This is a genomic window from Variovorax sp. P5_A3 (genome assembly GCF_056400665.1).
In genome coordinates, this window is sequence record NZ_JBFUKW010000013.1 from 21,443 (window position 1) to 35,681 (window position 14,239).

The 14,239-nt window shown below is 66.1% G+C and carries 16 protein-coding genes; 1 reads left to right on the forward strand and 15 read right to left on the reverse strand.

What is annotated here, in order from left to right; all coding sequences use genetic code 11:
• Nucleotides 1–29 precede the first annotated feature (29 nt).
• The gene (locus AC1D3B_RS20455; RefSeq protein WP_478192502.1) at nt 30–230 is read right to left on the reverse strand and encodes a hypothetical protein; all 201 of its coding nucleotides are present in this window, start codon (nt 228–230) and stop codon (nt 30–32) included.
• Nucleotides 231–417: 187 nt separating this feature from the next.
• Here AC1D3B_RS20455 and AC1D3B_RS20460 point away from each other — a divergent pair, with 187 nt between their 5' ends.
• Entirely contained in the window at nt 418–615 is a 198-nt protein-coding gene (locus tag AC1D3B_RS20460) for a hypothetical protein (protein ID WP_478192503.1), read from the forward strand.
• Between the two features lie 178 nt (nt 616–793).
• Here AC1D3B_RS20460 and AC1D3B_RS20465 read toward each other — a convergent pair whose 3' ends face one another.
• The 14 genes from AC1D3B_RS20465 to AC1D3B_RS20530 all read right to left on the reverse strand — a co-directional run bounded on the left by AC1D3B_RS20465 (nt 794) and on the right by AC1D3B_RS20530 (nt 14,233).
• Nucleotides 794–2,074 carry a tetratricopeptide repeat protein gene (locus tag AC1D3B_RS20465; RefSeq protein WP_478192504.1) on the reverse strand — a complete coding sequence of 427 codons (1,281 nt, stop codon included), beginning with the start codon at nt 2,072–2,074 and terminating at the stop codon, nt 794–796.
• Between the two features lie 142 nt (nt 2,075–2,216).
• A complete protein-coding gene (locus AC1D3B_RS20470; protein WP_478192505.1) occupies nt 2,217–2,576 on the reverse strand; it encodes a DUF1428 domain-containing protein in 360 nt (119 codons plus the stop codon).
• A gap of 104 nt (nt 2,577–2,680) precedes the next feature.
• Nucleotides 2,681–3,583, reverse strand: a complete 903-nt coding sequence (locus AC1D3B_RS20475) for an SDR family oxidoreductase (RefSeq protein WP_478192506.1) — start codon at nt 3,581–3,583, stop codon at nt 2,681–2,683.
• Between the two features lie 99 nt (nt 3,584–3,682).
• Nucleotides 3,683–4,621, reverse strand: a complete 939-nt coding sequence (locus tag AC1D3B_RS20480) for a glutathione S-transferase family protein (RefSeq protein WP_478192507.1) — start codon at nt 4,619–4,621, stop codon at nt 3,683–3,685.
• Between the two features lie 23 nt (nt 4,622–4,644).
• Entirely contained in the window at nt 4,645–6,327 is a 1,683-nt protein-coding gene (locus AC1D3B_RS20485) for an isovaleryl-CoA dehydrogenase (RefSeq protein ID WP_478192508.1), read from the reverse strand.
• 115 nt (nt 6,328–6,442) lie between these two features.
• Nucleotides 6,443–7,459, reverse strand: a complete 1,017-nt coding sequence (locus tag AC1D3B_RS20490) for an NADP-dependent oxidoreductase (RefSeq protein ID WP_478192509.1) — start codon at nt 7,457–7,459, stop codon at nt 6,443–6,445.
• A gap of 22 nt (nt 7,460–7,481) precedes the next feature.
• Complete coding sequence (locus AC1D3B_RS20495) at nt 7,482–7,940, reverse strand: PaaI family thioesterase (RefSeq protein WP_478192510.1); 459 nt, start codon at nt 7,938–7,940, stop codon at nt 7,482–7,484.
• Nucleotides 7,937–8,731, reverse strand: coding sequence for an SDR family oxidoreductase (locus AC1D3B_RS20500; protein WP_478192511.1), 795 nt, complete (start codon nt 8,729–8,731; stop codon nt 7,937–7,939). Before AC1D3B_RS20500 ends, AC1D3B_RS20495 begins: the two co-directional genes overlap by 4 nt.
• Nucleotides 8,732–8,744: 13 nt before the next feature.
• Entirely contained in the window at nt 8,745–9,029 is a 285-nt protein-coding gene (locus tag AC1D3B_RS20505) for a Dabb family protein (protein WP_478192512.1), read from the reverse strand.
• 10 nt (nt 9,030–9,039) lie between these two features.
• Entirely contained in the window at nt 9,040–9,237 is a 198-nt protein-coding gene (locus AC1D3B_RS20510) for a hypothetical protein (protein ID WP_478192513.1), read from the reverse strand.
• The gene (locus tag AC1D3B_RS20515; protein ID WP_478192514.1) at nt 9,237–11,069 is read right to left on the reverse strand and encodes an acyl-CoA dehydrogenase; all 1,833 of its coding nucleotides are present in this window, start codon (nt 11,067–11,069) and stop codon (nt 9,237–9,239) included. The genes AC1D3B_RS20510 and AC1D3B_RS20515 overlap by 1 nt, the downstream gene beginning before the upstream one ends.
• Before the next feature lie 20 nt (nt 11,070–11,089).
• Nucleotides 11,090–11,533, reverse strand: a complete 444-nt coding sequence (locus AC1D3B_RS20520) for a PaaI family thioesterase (protein ID WP_478192515.1) — start codon at nt 11,531–11,533, stop codon at nt 11,090–11,092.
• A 23-nt stretch (nt 11,534–11,556) separates the two neighbouring features.
• On the reverse strand, nt 11,557–12,732 hold the full coding sequence (locus AC1D3B_RS20525; protein WP_478192516.1) for an acetyl-CoA C-acyltransferase: 1,176 nt from the start codon (nt 12,730–12,732) through the stop codon (nt 11,557–11,559).
• A 31-nt stretch (nt 12,733–12,763) separates the two neighbouring features.
• Nucleotides 12,764–14,233 carry a M20 family peptidase gene (locus tag AC1D3B_RS20530; protein WP_478192517.1) on the reverse strand — a complete coding sequence of 490 codons (1,470 nt, stop codon included), beginning with the start codon at nt 14,231–14,233 and terminating at the stop codon, nt 12,764–12,766.
• Nucleotides 14,234–14,239: the final 6 nt, after the last annotated feature.

Here is a 14,239-nt window from a genome sequence, read left to right on the forward strand (position 1 = left end):
CGCCTGATTCGGCGCGCCGTCGATTCGTCCTACAGGTCTGCGTAGAAGCTGGTTCGATAGCCTGTGAGACCACCGCCCTTGTGTTCTTCCGAGGGATTCGCCTTCCCCGTCGAGAATGCGATCGTGGCTGCCAACATCGCGCCGGTCGCGGCAAGCACCCAGAAGCCCAACAGGTAGACGAGCCAGAGTGGACCAACGATGGCCACCAGGAGAAAGAGTGCTTTGAACATGGTTCAGTTTGCGCTTTCCGGCCCAGACGGCGCGTGATGGAATCGTCGAAAGCACGGCGAATGATTGCGCTCTCGAGCCGCGACGAGGAACACATGCAGCCATGACGACGGCACACGGCATCCGCCTACTTGAACACGGGCGGACGGGCCGATGGTCGAACGACGCGGAACGGCGCACCTTGTCGGCATGAAAGTACTCATTGCCCTCCTGACATCCGCTGCAGCCCTTGCGGGTTGCGTTGCGGTGCCCTATGACGCCGGGCCGCCGCCCGGCGCCTACTACAGCCGCCCGGCGCCGCCACCGCCAAGCGCACGCCGAGACTACGACCGCGATGGCGTGCCGGATCGTTACGACCGCCGTCCGGACAACCCGTACCGCTACTGACGAACTCGAGGCTGCGGCAGAGTCGCCGCGCGACCTGTCGAGGCTTGACCAAGGCGTTTCATTGGAAGAAGGCGCAGCGCCGTCACACCGCTCTACCCCTACTACCCTTACTGGAACCGCCAGTTCGCGGAATGCAGCCCGGTGCCGGTGGCGACCCACTCGGCCTGACCGGCGAGTGCTACGACGCCAGTTCCACCTTCCAGCGACCGGCGGCAATCGGCTCGCCCAGGAAGAACGGCAGGTCGGCGCGCCAGCGCCGGCCTTGAACCGGCGAACTGTACGTACACACCGCCTGGCCTTGGTCGTCCAGCACCGTCCAGGTCTGCCGCTCCCCGTCGGCCATGTCGCTCGACCCCTGGATGTCCTGGTAGCTCGTGTTGCTGCCGACGTGGAATTTCGAAGTGCCCCATCGGATCGGCGGATGCCCAGGAAACGGACGCGCACCATGAAAGCCGAAGATCTCGTCGTGGTTCAGCACGCTCTGGCGCAAAGTGGGCCACACGACTTCGCGAAGGAAGATCTGGTCGGCGAAGCGCGTGACGTCGCTCTGCTTCGCCAGCCAGCCCTGCATCAAGGGTTTCAATGGCGCCAGCACGCCCCGACACCCGCCCCACAGTCCGGCGAGGATCAGTTCGGTGTGCGTGAAGTAGTCGCGGATGTGATGGAACCAGAGCGGGCTCTCGATCCACTCGGCCACCGCCACTTGCTCCCGCTCGGAAAGCAGCGAGTCGGCATCGCGGACCAGGAAGCGCGTCACCCCGGGGTCATCGGCGACGAGGAAGCGCCACATCAACGGATGGACGCCGTCGCGCGCTTGCCCCGACATGTCCACGACCTGTGCGCCCGCTTCGCGCAAGCGGCGCTGGATGTCCGCCGGCACCGTGTCGTCGAGGTAGACCCTGCAACGCCATTGCGGAAAGAGATCGGCCGCGACCTCCACGTTCTTCACGGCCGGCTCGCAGTAGCGCGGGCTGTCGCCGAACAGGGTGTAGGCGATGATGTTCCGCTCGGGACGATCCGTCTCGAAAGCCGGCGGGGCGGATGCGGGAATGGGAAGCGCCGGCCCCTGCCCCAGCCGCGCATCGGCCTGTTCGAGCGACGCCTTGCCGTACCGCCGCACATCGTCGGGCCGTTCCAGCCAGCCGCAGACTTCGGCCAGGCCATCCAGCCAGGTCTGGCCCGGCTGCATCCGACCTGCGTTGGCCTGGTAGATCCGCAGGTAGACCTCGTGCGCCTTGTCGTAGCGCTTCAGCCGCATGAGGCTCAGCGCATGGTCGGCCATGACGCCCGGGTTGTTCGGCTGGATCTTCAGCGCGGCCTCGGCCGCCTGGACGGCAACGGCGTAGTCCGCACGCGCCATCGCTTCTGTGAAACGCCGGGCATGCAACTGGAACTGGCGCGCGAGCTGCGCCGACGGGCCTCGCGCCGGCGACGGCCGCACGCTCTTCTTGATGCTCATGACGCTCCCTTTTTGCTGCCCGGACAACGCGGGCCAAAAAGCGATTCATGCTATCGAGCAGCAATCAGGCGGCAATTCCGTCAAATTGAATTCAGACTCTTCCTCTGCAGTGCGAGACCGTTCGGTCCCAATGCCCAGAGTCTCAGAGTTCGACCAGGGTCTCGAAGCCGCCCCAGAACATCCGCTTGCCGTCGAAGGGCATGTTCTTGATGTCCATCATGTCGTTGAGGCGCGGGTCGCTCATGACCTTGGCATTGACCTCGTCGCGATGGGCGCGCGAGTTGTAGACGATGTAGGCGAAGACGACGGTCTCGTCGTCCTTCAGGTTCACGCTCTGTGGAAAGGAGGTGTGCTCGCCGGGCTTCACGTCGTCGGCGAGACATTCGCGGTATTCGAGCGCGCCGTGCTCGCGCCAGATCTTTCCCGCCTTGGTGGCTATCTCGCGGTATTTCTCGACATTGCTCTTGGGAACCGGAAGCACAAATCCATCGACGTAGGCCATGCGGGGATCTCCTTGGAGGTCGGGTTGACGGTAGGGAATCGTGGCGTCCAGTCTAGCCAGCCCCACCTCCCCGTCCCACCCAAACCCCGAAGGCCGATGCGGGATTACGAGCGCAGTTGCGCGCGCAGGTTCGCGCCGATCTCCGGCCGCTCCAGGAAGGGATCGGCGGGGTTCGTGATCGACACGATGTTCTCCATCCGGCTCTTCACATTGCCCAGCGCCTTGGGGTGGCTGAACACGTAGAACTGGTTCGCGCTGATCGCCTCGAAGACTTTGTGCGCGACCTCGGCAGCCGTCACCTTGCCGCTGCTCACGGCCTTGTTGCTCATGGCCTGGCCGATCAACTGGCTCTTGGTGAGTTCGCCGGTCGGCAGAGCGCCAGGCCGGTTGCGCTCGCTCTGCGTGATGCCGGTCGGCACGAAGTACGGACACAGCAGGCTGGCGCCGACCTGGTCCGTGACCAGCTTCAGGTCCTGGTAGAGCGTCTCGGTCAGGCTCACGACGGCCGCCTTGGCCGTGTTGTAGATGCCCATGTTGGGCGGCGTCAGCAGGCCGGCCATGCTCGCGGTGTTGACGATGTGGCCGCGATAGGCCGGGTCCTTGGCGGCTGCTTCCAGCATCATCGGCGTGAAAAGGCGCACGCCGTGGACCACGCCCCACAGGTCGACGCCAAGCACCCATTCCCAATCGGCCACGGTGTTCTCCCACACCAGGCCGCCCGCGCCCACGCCGGCATTGTTGAAGACGAAATGCGGCGCGCCGAAACGCGCCTTCACGTCCTTCGCCAGCGCTTCCATCTGCGCGGCATCGGCCACGTCGACCTTGCGCGCGAGCACCTGCGCGCCCGCGGCTTCCATTTCCGCCTGCGCCTTGTCGAGCGCATCCTGCTGCACGTCGACCAGCACGAGGTTCATGCCGCGCGCCGCGCCGATGCGCGCGCATTCGAGGCCGAAGCCGGAGCCTGCACCGGTCAAAACGGCTGTCGTGCCCTTGAAGTCCTGAATCATTTGCGCGTGTCCTTTCGTCTCTGTTCTGCGGAGACGCTATTGAATGACGGATTGGCGATAGACGCAGTCGCCTAGGTGCCCGCGCTGCGTCCTCGGTGGTCAGCTTTCGACCGCCTTCAGGACGTAGCCGATGCGCGGAAAGTGCACATGCACCGTGCCGATCCGGTCGGCGGTGCGGCGCAGCGTGTAGTGCGTGCGCGAAGCGGCGATCAGTTCGCCTTCCGTCGGCTCCGGCCCGAAGCTCTCGGCCGCGATCGTCACCCGCGAACCCAGCGCGATGCCGTGCTCGTCCTGGAAGGTACTGTCCGAAAGCAAGGTGTGGGGTTCCGAAGCGGCTGCCACCTCGATGGCCTGCGCCGCGTCGAAAGTCTCCATCGTGCCGTGGCCGATGCCGGCCATCCGATCCAGCCAGTCGACCACGGCCGGCGTGAGTTGGAGGATGCCGGCCATGGACGGCGTCCGTTTGCGGGTGAACCACAGCGGGTGGTAGCTGGCAAAGTCCGCCACCGTCGGATAGGCGCCCAGCAGGTAGTCGGTGTCGTCCAGCATGTCGGACAGGCGCCGCAGGTAGGACTTGTAGGCCGCTGCGGCATCGCCGGGCCGCAGCCGGACCATGTTGACGCTCATCGCCTTGCGGTCGTCGCCGAAGGCCTTGGCCAACTCGGGCGGCGCCTTGCCGAAGACGTCGGCCGCGCCCTTGCCGCTGAAGCTGTACGCCATCGAGGCCCAGAACAGCGAGGTATCGGCCCACTGGGCAACCAGGCGGGAGAGGCCCTTGCCCGGCTCGGGGTAGATCGACGGCGTCGGCGCCACGTGCTCGAGCACGTCGCAGATGAGCGCGGTGTCGCAGTAGATGTCCGCGCCGATCTGCAGCACGGGCGTCTTGCGGTAGCCGCCCGTGAGCGTCACGAGCTCGGGCTTGGGCATGATCTGCGGAATGATCACCGACTTCCAGGCGAGCTTCTTGTAGCCGAGGATCAGCCGGATCTTCTCGGAGAACGGCGAAGTCGCGTAATGGTGGAGGATCAGGTCTGCCATGGAAGTCCTTCGTGGGGTCGTGATCAACGAGGCTGCGCGCGCGCAATGATCGCATCGAAATCGACGCCCGCACCCAGCGTGCCGAAGGCGTGACCCCAATCGCCGCCGAGGCGCGATGCGCAGAAGGCGCCGGTGACGGCGCCCGGCGCGGTCTGTGCGAGCAGTGCGCCCTGCACCGCCAGCGCCACGTCCTGCGCGAGGCGGCGGGCCTCGGCCTCCGTCGCCATCGCCTCGATGCGGGCGGGCAGCGCGTCGGCCAGCCGGTCGAGCGCTGCGTCGATGCCGCGCGCCGGCGCGAGTTCCTGCGCGAGCGCGGCGACGGCGTCGCCCTTGCGCAGGCCGCGCAGCAGATCGAGCGCCATGATGTTGCCTGCGCCTTCCCAGATGGAGTTGAGCGGCATCTCGCGGTAGACGCGCGCCATCACGCCTTCGCCGCCCTCCTCCACGTAGCCGTTGCCGCCGAGGCATTCCATCGCTTCCTGCGCGAGGTGACTGCCGCGCTTGCAGATCCAGAACTTGGCCACCGGCGTGAGCAGGCGCGCCATCAGGCGTTCGTGTTCGCTGTCCTGGTGATCGAAGGCGCGCGCGAGGCGCATGGCGAGCGCGGTGGCCGCTTCGCTTTCGAGCGCGAGATCGGCCAGCACGTTCTTCATCAGCGGCTGCTCGATCAGCGGCTTGCCGAAGGCCTGGCGCTGCGTCGTGTGGTTCAGCGCGAGGCTCAGCGCCTGGCGCATCAGGCCGCTGGTGCCGAGCGCGCAATCGAGCCGCGTCATCGTGCCCATCTCGAGGATCTGCGGAATCCCGCGCCCCTCTTCGCCCACCAGCCAGGCGCTCGCGCCATGGAACTCGACTTCGGAACTGGCATTGGCCTTGTTGCCGAGCTTGTCCTTCAGGCGCTGGATGTGAATGGCATTGCGGGTGCCGTCCGACAGCACGCGCGGCAGGAAGAAGCACGACAGCCCGGCCGGCGCCTGCGCCAGCACCAGGAAGGCGTCGCACATCGGCGCGGAGAAGAACCACTTGTGGCCGGTGATCTCGTAGCGCTCGCCCCAGTTGTCGCTGCCCGCGCGGACGGCCCGCGTCGTGTTGGCGCGCACGTCCGAGCCGCCCTGCTTTTCGGTCATGCCCATGCCCATCGTCACGCCGGGCTTGGCGTGCCAGGGCTTGAGCGCGGGGTCGTACCAGAGGCTCGTGAGCTTCGGCCCCCAGTCTGCATGGAGGGCCGCGTTGCCGCGCAATGCGGGCGTCACCGCATAGGTCATCGAGATCGGGCAAAGCATCGATGGCTCCAGCTCGGTAAAGAGCATGAAGCCGGCGGCTCGCTGAACATGCGGCGACGTCCGAACCCCCTCCCCCTCCGGGGGAGGGCTGGGGTGGGGGCAGGCCCCCCAAGGCGCCCCATGCAGTCCCGCCCCCACGGCCGCAGCCATGAGCGCGTGATAGCTCGGATGAAACTCCACCTCATCAATCCGCCGCCCGAAGCGATCATGCGTATGCAACACCGGCGTCTGCGTGTTCGCAAGCCGCGCATGCGTCTGCATCTCCGCAGTACCGACCACGGCACCCAGGTGTTGGAGCGGCGCGACCTCCAACTGTGGCGCATTGAACTTCAACGCATCCCGCAGCGGGCGGTTCGTTTCGAAAAGGTTGTAGCCGGACAGCGGGGCCGGCTGGTTGAAGACCTCATGCGTTCCAACGTCACTCATCAAGAGCCTCCTTCTTTCGTGAAACACCGCGGAACCGGCTTTGCCGGGCCGCCGGTGTTGCCCCCGGCAGGGGGTAGGCGAAGCGACACGAAGTGCGCGCAGCCTGGGGGCGAGCCTAGATCAGTTTGACTAGTTGCTTGCCGAAGTTCTTGCCCTTGAGCAGACCGAGGAAAGCCTCTGGTGCCGATTCGATGCCTTGCGCAACCGACTCGCGCGGCCGCAGCTTGCCGCTCGCCACCAGCCCGCCGAGTTCGGCCAGCGCTTCCGGCCAGACTTCCATGTGCTCGCTGACGATGAAGCCTTCCAGCTTGAGCCGGTTGACCAGGAACAACGCCGGGTTGGCCAGCGGCAGCGGCTGCCCGTCATAGCCTGCGATCATCCCGCACAGCGCGATGCGCGCGAAGGCGTTGGTGCGCAGCAGCACCGCATCGAAGATGTAGCCACCGACGTTCTCGAAGTAGCCGTCGATGCCCTTCGGGCAGGCTTCCTTCAGTGCCGCGCTCATGCTCTTCACGTCGGGGTGCTGGCGGTAGTCGATGCAGGCGTCGAAGCCCAGTTCGTCGGTGACGTACTTGCACTTGTCCGGACCGCCGGCAATGCCAACCACCCGACAGCCGCGCGCCTTGGCCAGCGCACCGAAGGCACTGCCGACCGCGCCGCTGGCGGCCGTGATGACGACGGTCTCGCCCGCCTTCGGATTGATGATCTTCACGAGCCCGTACCAGGCCGTGACGCCGGGCATGCCGACCGCGCCGAGGTAGTGGGACAGGGGCACCTGCGTGGTGTCGACCTTCTTGAGCGCGCCGGGCTGCGATGCATCGACCACGCTGTATTCCTGCCAGCCGCCGAAGCCGACGACCTTGTCGCCGACCGCGTACTTCGGGTGTCTGCTCTCGACCACTTCGCCGACCGTGCCGCCCTGCATCACCTGCCCGAGGGGCTGAGGCTGCGCGTAGCTCTTGGCGTCGTTCATGCGGCCGCGCATGTAGGGGTCCAGGCTCATGTAGTGATGGCGGACCAGCACCTGGTTGTCGTTGAGCGCGGGCGTCTCGGTGGTCACCAGCTTGAAGTTGCTGGCGACGGCTTCGCCTTCGGGGCGGTTGTCGAGAATCTGTTGTCTGTTGGTGGGCATGGTGTGTCTCGGTAAAACAGGGTCAGTCGGTGGACGGAGGACGCATTTCGTTGGCGCTCGCCGGACCGGTTGGCAAGCGCCGCTTCACATACTTGAAGGTGCCGGTCGCGTGCGCGCAGACACGCTCCTGTGCGTCGTAGATCTTCGCTTCGGTGAAGGCCATCGTCGCCGTGCGATGCAGCAGCTTGCCGCGCGCGATCAGCGGGCCGACGGAGGGCGCCATGAAGGTCGTCTTCATCTCGATCGTGACCACGCCGATCTCTGGCGTGTCGCTGCGCGCCGCGGCGGCCATGGCGATGTCGAGCATCGTCATGCAGGCGCCGCCGTGCGTCACGTCGAAAGTGTTCAGATGCTCGGGCTTGGCCGTGTAGTGCAGCTCGGACTCGCCACCTTCGAACTTGGCGATCTCGAAGCCCAGGTGGCGCGCGAAGGGAATGCGGTCCACGTAGGACCGCAGGTTGAGGTCGTCGGACGTGGTCATGCTCCCAACACCACGCTGACGCCGCCATCGATCGCCAGCCACTGGCCGGTGATGTGCTTGCCGGCATCGCTGGCGTACAGCAGCGTGACGCCCTTCAGATCCTCGTCGTCGCCGAGACGGCCCAGCGGCGCATGCGAGGCCATCTTCTCCTCGCCGATCGACTTGATCAGGCCTGCGGCCATCTTCGTCATGAAGAAGCCCGGGCAAATCGCATTGACGTTGATGTTGTACTTGCCCCACTCGGCCGCCAGCGTGTGCGTGAAGCCGATCACCGCGCTCTTGGAGGTGTTGTAGGCCAGCGTCTGCATCTCGGGCGGGTTGCCGTTGAGGCCGGCGATGGACGCGATGTTGATGATGCGCCCGGCCTTCTTCGGGATCATGTAGGCGCGTGCCACCTGCTGTGCGAGGATGAAGTAGCCACGCACGTTGAGGTTCATCACCTTGTCCCAGGCCTCGACCGGATGGTCCTCGGCGGGGGCGCCCCAGCTCGCGCCGGCGTTGTTCACGAGGATATCGACGGCGCCCATGCGCTCCAGCGTCTCGGTGGCGAGCCGGCGCGTGTCTTCTTCCTTCGAGCAGTCGGCCGCGATCCAGCGCGCATCGATGCCGGCGGATTGCAGTTCGGCGGCCGCCTGCTCCAGGTCGTCGGCCTTGCGCGAACTCAGCATGATCTTCGCGCCGGCTTCGCCGAGCGCATGCGCCATCTGCAGGCCGAGGCCGCGCGAGCCGCCGGTGACGAGCGCCACCTTGCCAGTGAGGTCGAAAAGCTTCTGGATGCTGCGTGCAGTCATGGTGTCTCCGGGATCAATGGGTTTCGAAATCGAGCACGCTGCGCGATTCGCGCAAGCCGCCGAGGACTGCAGACACCTCGACATGCGTCGGGTGCTCCAGATAGGCCTGCAATGCCGCCTTGTCGTCGAAGGACGAGACGAGCACGACATCGCAGTTGGCTTCGAGGCCTTCGGTACGCACGGCGGCCTCGAACTCGCGCATGCCGGGCACCAGGCCCTTGCAGCTGTCGAGCTTGGCCTTGAACTGCGCCGCGTCGCTGGCCTTCCTGAGTTTCCACATCACGATGTGTTTGATCACGGCGAGTCCTTCAGTTCTTGAAACGGGAGCGAACATAGATCAGCACGACGCCGACCGCGGTGAGTACGCCTCCGGGAACGGCGAGCGACCAGCCGAGGGCCGCCACCTCGCGACCGGTCGCGATACCGATGATGATCATGAAAAGACCGCCGTAGATCAGGATCCAGATCCATTTCTCCAGCGCGGCGTGCGGCTTGGCTTCGGCCATCAGAAAGCTTCCTCGGGCAGTGCCGTGCAGGTCGGGTCGCGACTCTCGACCACGTTGAGCCAGGCTCCGATCTTCGGCAGTTCGTAGTGGAAGAAGTAGTCGGCCGCTGCGACGCGCCCTGCCGTGGCAGGCGACGATTTGGCGGCGTCTCGTTCGAGCGCGCGGTGCGCGACGTCCAGCCAGATCCACGCCAGCACCACGTGACCGAAGGCCTGCATGTAGGGCACGGCATTGGCCAGCGCCTCCTGCGGATTGCCTGTGGACCATGCAGCCTTCGTCGCATAGCCGATGCGCTGCAGGGCTTCGCCCAGCGCCTTCGCATGGGCGCTCAGCGCAGGCACCGCGCCGGCATGCCGCATGGTCTCGGTGATGCGCCCGGCCAGCAGTTGCAGGCCGCGGCCATCTTCCATCAGCACCTTGCGACCCAGCAGGTCGGCCGCCTGGATGCCGTGCGTGCCCTCGTGAATCATGTTGAGACGGTTGTCGCGCCAGTACTGCTCCACCGGGAAGTCGCGGGTGTAGCCGTAGCCGCCGTGCACCTGGATCGCGAGCGAGTTGGCTTCGAGGCACCATTCGCTGGGCCAGCTCTTGGCGATCGGGGTCAGCACTTCGAGCAGCAGGCGCGCGTCGTCGGCGGCCTGTGCATCGCCGGTCTTCTGTTCGTCGACCAGGCGCGCGCAGTAGAGCTCCAGCGCCAGTGCGCCTTCGCAATACGCCTTCTGCGCGAGCAGCATGCGGCGCACGTCGGCGTGTTCGATGATGCGCACCTGCGGCTTCCCCGAGTCCTTGCCGGCGGGGCCAGCGGGTCGGCCTTGCGGGCGGTTCTTCGCATAGTCGAGCGAGGCGTGGTAGCCGGCCATGCCGAGCATGGTCGCCGCGGTGCCGACACCGATGCGCGCCTCGTTCATCATGTGGAACATGCAGTGCAGGCCCTTGCCGGGCTGCGCGACCAGGTAGCCCACGGCGCCGGCCTTGCCGCCGACCGGGAACTTGCCCTCTCCGAAATTGAGCAGCGTGTTGGTCGTGCCACGCCAGCCGAGCTTGTGGTTCAGGCCCGCGAGCGCGACGTCGTTGCGTTCGCCGGTCAGCCGGCCTTCGGTGTCGACCATCTTCTTCGGCACGATGAAAAGCGAGATGCCGCGCGTGCCCGGGACCAGCTTGCCGTTCTCGTCGGGGATCTTCGCGAGCACGATGTGCACAATGTTCTCGGTCAGCTCATGGTCGCCGGAGGAGATCCACATCTTGTTGCCGGTCAGCCGGTAGCGCGGGCCGAGCGGATCGTCCTGGAAGTCCGCGCCATCGGGCACGGCGCGCGTCGCGACGTCGCTGAGGCTGGAACCAGCCTGCGGCTCCGACAGGCACATGGTGCCCGCCCAGCGCCCGGCGAATTCGTTCTTGGCGAACACGTCCTTCTGCATCTCGGTGCCGTGCACCATCAGCAGGTTGGCGTTGCCGCTGGTGAGCATGTTCGAGCCGATGCTGACCGAGGCCATGGCGAAGAAACTGTTCGCGGCGGCGGACAAGGTGTAGGGCAGTTGCATGCCGCCGATGTCGTAGTTCTGTGCCGCGCTCAGCATGCCGGATTCGACAAAAGCCTTGTGCGCGTCGTGCGTGGCCTGCGGCAGGATGACCTTCTCGCCGTCGAAATGCGGCTCCTGCGTATCGACGGTGCGGTTGAACGGCGCGTACTTGTCGCGCGCGATGCGCTCGCAGGTGTCGAGCACCGCATCGAAGGTCTCGCGCGAATGATCGGCGAAGCGCTCGCGCTCGCTGAGCGACTCGGCATGGAGCCAGTCGTAGAGAAGGAAATCGAGGGTGGAACGAAGGCTCATGGATCTGTTCGCTACGCGATCTATGTTTTGGAAGGCGACCGTGCAATGGTGCCCTGCGCGATGGCGCAGAGCTTTTCCTCGCCCCCGGTGACCGCGAAGACTTCGCAGGTACACACCGATTGCGACTTGCCGACGTGAACGGCCTTGGCGCGCGCGATCAGGCGCTCGCCGATGGCCGGCCGGACGTAGTTGATCTTGTACTCGGCGGTGACGACGGGCACCTGCATCGCGGTTCCGCCCGCGAAGGTCAGCGCGTTATCTGCAAGATAGCTGACCACGCCGCCATGCACGAACCCGTCCTGCTGCCGGACCTTGTCGGTCACCGGCAACTGGAGGTCGATGAATCCCGGCGACAGCGCGTGCATTTCAGCGCCGATGAGTGCGCTGAAAGGCTGCGACGCCAGGACCTGCCGGCCCATGGCGAGGAACTGCTCGGGCGAGGCCTGCTGCGTTTTCGACGCCATGGCCTTTTCCTTTTGCTATGGCGTCAAAGGACTTCGAAGACGCCTGCCGCGCCCATGCCACCGCCGATACACATCGTCACGACAACCTTCTTCGCGCCGCGGCGCTTGCCTTCAATGAGCGCGTGACCTGTGAGACGCTGGCCGCTCACGCCGTACGGGTGACCCACCGCGATCGCGCCGCCGTCGACGTTCAGCAGTTCGCCCGGGATGCCGAGCTTGTCGCGGCAGTAGATCACCTGCACCGCGAAGGCTTCGTTCAGTTCCCAGAGGTCGATGTCGCTGACCTTGAGCCCGAGGCGCTTGAGCACCTTCGGGATCGCGAAGACCGGGCCGATGCCCATTTCGTCGGGCTCGCAGCCCGCGACCGCGAAGCCGAGGAAACGGCCCAACGGCTTCAGGCCCTTCTGCTCCGCGTACTTTTCATCGACGAGCACGCAGGCGCCGCCGCCGTCGGAGAACTGGCTGGCATTGCCGGCCGAGATCAGCCCGCCCGGGATGGCCGGGCGGATGCCGCTGATGCCTTCCTTGGTCGTGCCGGCGCGGATGCCTTCGTCGTTCTCGATCGTGACTTCCTTGGTGCGCAGGCCCATCACCGGATCGGCGACGCCGGCCAGCACCGTGATCGGGGCGATCTCGTCCTTGAAGCGGCCGGCTTCGAGCGCGGCGGTGGCCTTCTGCTGGCTGGCGGCGCCATATTCGTCCATCGCATCGCGGCCGATGTTGTAGCGCTTGGCGACCTGCTCGGCCGTCTGCAGCATGTTCCAGTAGATCTCGGGCTTGTGCTTCACGAGCCAGGGGTCGGCCAGCATGTGCTTGTTGGCTTCGTTCTGCACGCAGGAGATGCTTTCGACGCCACCGGCCACGTAGACCTCGCCTTCGCCGGCGATGATGCGCTGGGCGGCGGTCGCGATGGTCTGCAGGCCCGACGAGCAGAAGCGGTTGATGGTCATGCCCGACGTGGTGATCGGCAGGCCGGCGCGCAGCGCGATCTGGCGCGCGATGTTGGAACCCGTCGCGCCCTCGGGCGTGGCGCAGCCCATGATCACGTCGTCCACCGTCGCGGGATCGACGCCGGCGCGCTGCACCGCGTGTTGCACCGCGTGGCCGCCGAGCGTGGCGCCGTGCGTCATGTTGAAGGCACCCTTCCAGCTCTTGGCGAGCGGCGTGCGGGCGGTGGAAACAATGACGGCGCTGGTCATGGTGAGGTCCTTTGAAGAAGAGGAATGACGGTTACTGGGGCTGTGCGGTGTTCTGCAGCAGCTGGTGATAGAACTGGATCGCCTCGCCGTAGTTGGCGATCGAGATGCGCTCGTTGGTGCCGTGGAAGCGCGCGAGGTCCTCGCTCTTCACGCGGAACGGCGAGAAGCGGTAGACCGAATCGCTCAGGATGCTGAAGTGGCGCGAGTCGGTGGCGGCGGTCATGAGGCCCGGTGCGACGATGGCGTCCGGAAACACTTGGCGCAGAGCCTGCTCGATGGAGCGGTAACCGACGCCGTCGGTCGGCGAGACCGGCGAAGGCTCCGAGTTGCCCGGATAGCGCTTGACCTGGATCGCATCATTGCCGAGGGCGCGCTTGAGATGCGCCTCGACGCTGTCGATCGTGTCGCCCGGCAGGATGCGGAAGTTGACGGCGGCTTCGATGCGGCCCGGCAGCACGTTGTCCTTGTTGCCGGCGCGCACGATGGTGAGCGCTGTCGTCGTGCGCAGCATGGCGTTGCTGCTCGGGCTCTTCTGGAGCTGGCTCTCGACCAGCGGCCGGGTGAGCCACAAGTTGGAAAGCATTACGCGGTTGATGCCGCTCATCTCCGGCGCGAGCGTGCTGAACATCTCGCCCGCGACGCCCTGGATGCCGCCGGGCATCGGCGTCGCTTCCAGCCGCGCGAGCGCCGCGCTCATGGTGCCGATGGCGCTGTGCGCCGGCGGCATCGACGAGTGGCCCGGAGCCGTGTCGAGCGACAGGAAGAACGTGCCGTAGCCCTTCTCCGCCAGGCCGATCAGCGCCGCCGGCTTCGAGAGGCCAGGCAGCACGCCATCGAGCACCAGCAGGCCTTCGTCGAGCACCCAGTCGAGACGCACGCCGCGCGACTTGAGCAGTTCGGCGATGGGCAACGCGCCGCGCAGGCCGCTCACCTCCTCGTCGTCGCCCATCACGAGGTAGATCGTCTGCTTCGGCTGGAAACCGCTGGCGATCAGCATCTCGATGGCTTCCATCTGGGCCATCAGGTTGCCCTTGTTGTCGAGCGCGCCTCGGCCCCAGACGAAGCCGTCCTTGATCTCGCCCGCGAAGGGATCGACCGACCAGGCTTTTTCGGTCCCGGAAGCGATGGGCACCATGTCCTGGTGCGCCATCAACGCGATCGGCTTGGCGGCGGGATCAGAACCGGTCCACGTGTAGAGCAGCGCCTTCTGGCCTACCACTTCCTTCTTGAGAGTGGCATGCAGCTTGGGGAACTGCGCTGCCAGGTAGGCATGCAGCTTGTCGAACTCGGCGTCGTTGGCGGTCGGATTCTCGAGACTGGACACCGTATGGAACTGGATCGCACCGGACAGCCGCTTCGCAGCGGCCTCCTTGTCGATGACCAGTGCAGGCGCAGGCGCCACGGCAAGCTGCCGCGACGGCGTGCGCCAGGTGTTGACCGCCACCGCCGCCACCAGCACCACGAGCGCGAGCAGCAACGCAAGGAAGACGCGTTTCAGCATAGAGCG

What these genes read in the sequence shown, in the direction of transcription:
- AC1D3B_RS20455 (WP_478192502.1), bottom strand. Translation starts at nt 230, where the DNA reads ATGTTCAAAGCACTCTTTCTCCTGGTGGCCATCGTTGGTCCACTCTGG.
- AC1D3B_RS20460 (WP_478192503.1), top strand. Translation starts at nt 418, where the DNA reads ATGAAAGTACTCATTGCCCTCCTGACATCCGCTGCAGCCCTTGCGGGT.
- AC1D3B_RS20465 (WP_478192504.1), bottom strand. Translation starts at nt 2,074, where the DNA reads ATGAGCATCAAGAAGAGCGTGCGGCCGTCGCCGGCGCGAGGCCCGTCG.
- AC1D3B_RS20470 (WP_478192505.1), bottom strand. Translation starts at nt 2,576, where the DNA reads ATGGCCTACGTCGATGGATTTGTGCTTCCGGTTCCCAAGAGCAATGTC.
- AC1D3B_RS20475 (WP_478192506.1), bottom strand. Translation starts at nt 3,583, where the DNA reads ATGATTCAGGACTTCAAGGGCACGACAGCCGTTTTGACCGGTGCAGGC.
- AC1D3B_RS20480 (WP_478192507.1), bottom strand. Translation starts at nt 4,621, where the DNA reads ATGGCAGACCTGATCCTCCACCATTACGCGACTTCGCCGTTCTCCGAG.
- AC1D3B_RS20485 (WP_478192508.1), bottom strand. Translation starts at nt 6,327, where the DNA reads ATGAGTGACGTTGGAACGCATGAGGTCTTCAACCAGCCGGCCCCGCTG.
- AC1D3B_RS20490 (WP_478192509.1), bottom strand. Translation starts at nt 7,459, where the DNA reads ATGCCCACCAACAGACAACAGATTCTCGACAACCGCCCCGAAGGCGAA.
- AC1D3B_RS20495 (WP_478192510.1), bottom strand. Translation starts at nt 7,940, where the DNA reads ATGACCACGTCCGACGACCTCAACCTGCGGTCCTACGTGGACCGCATT.
- AC1D3B_RS20500 (WP_478192511.1), bottom strand. Translation starts at nt 8,731, where the DNA reads ATGACTGCACGCAGCATCCAGAAGCTTTTCGACCTCACTGGCAAGGTG.
- AC1D3B_RS20510 (WP_478192513.1), bottom strand. Translation starts at nt 9,237, where the DNA reads ATGGCCGAAGCCAAGCCGCACGCCGCGCTGGAGAAATGGATCTGGATC.
- AC1D3B_RS20515 (WP_478192514.1), bottom strand. Translation starts at nt 11,069, where the DNA reads ATGAGCCTTCGTTCCACCCTCGATTTCCTTCTCTACGACTGGCTCCAT.
- AC1D3B_RS20520 (WP_478192515.1), bottom strand. Translation starts at nt 11,533, where the DNA reads ATGGCGTCGAAAACGCAGCAGGCCTCGCCCGAGCAGTTCCTCGCCATG.
- AC1D3B_RS20525 (WP_478192516.1), bottom strand. Translation starts at nt 12,732, where the DNA reads ATGACCAGCGCCGTCATTGTTTCCACCGCCCGCACGCCGCTCGCCAAG.
- AC1D3B_RS20530 (WP_478192517.1), bottom strand. Translation starts at nt 14,233, where the DNA reads ATGCTGAAACGCGTCTTCCTTGCGTTGCTGCTCGCGCTCGTGGTGCTG.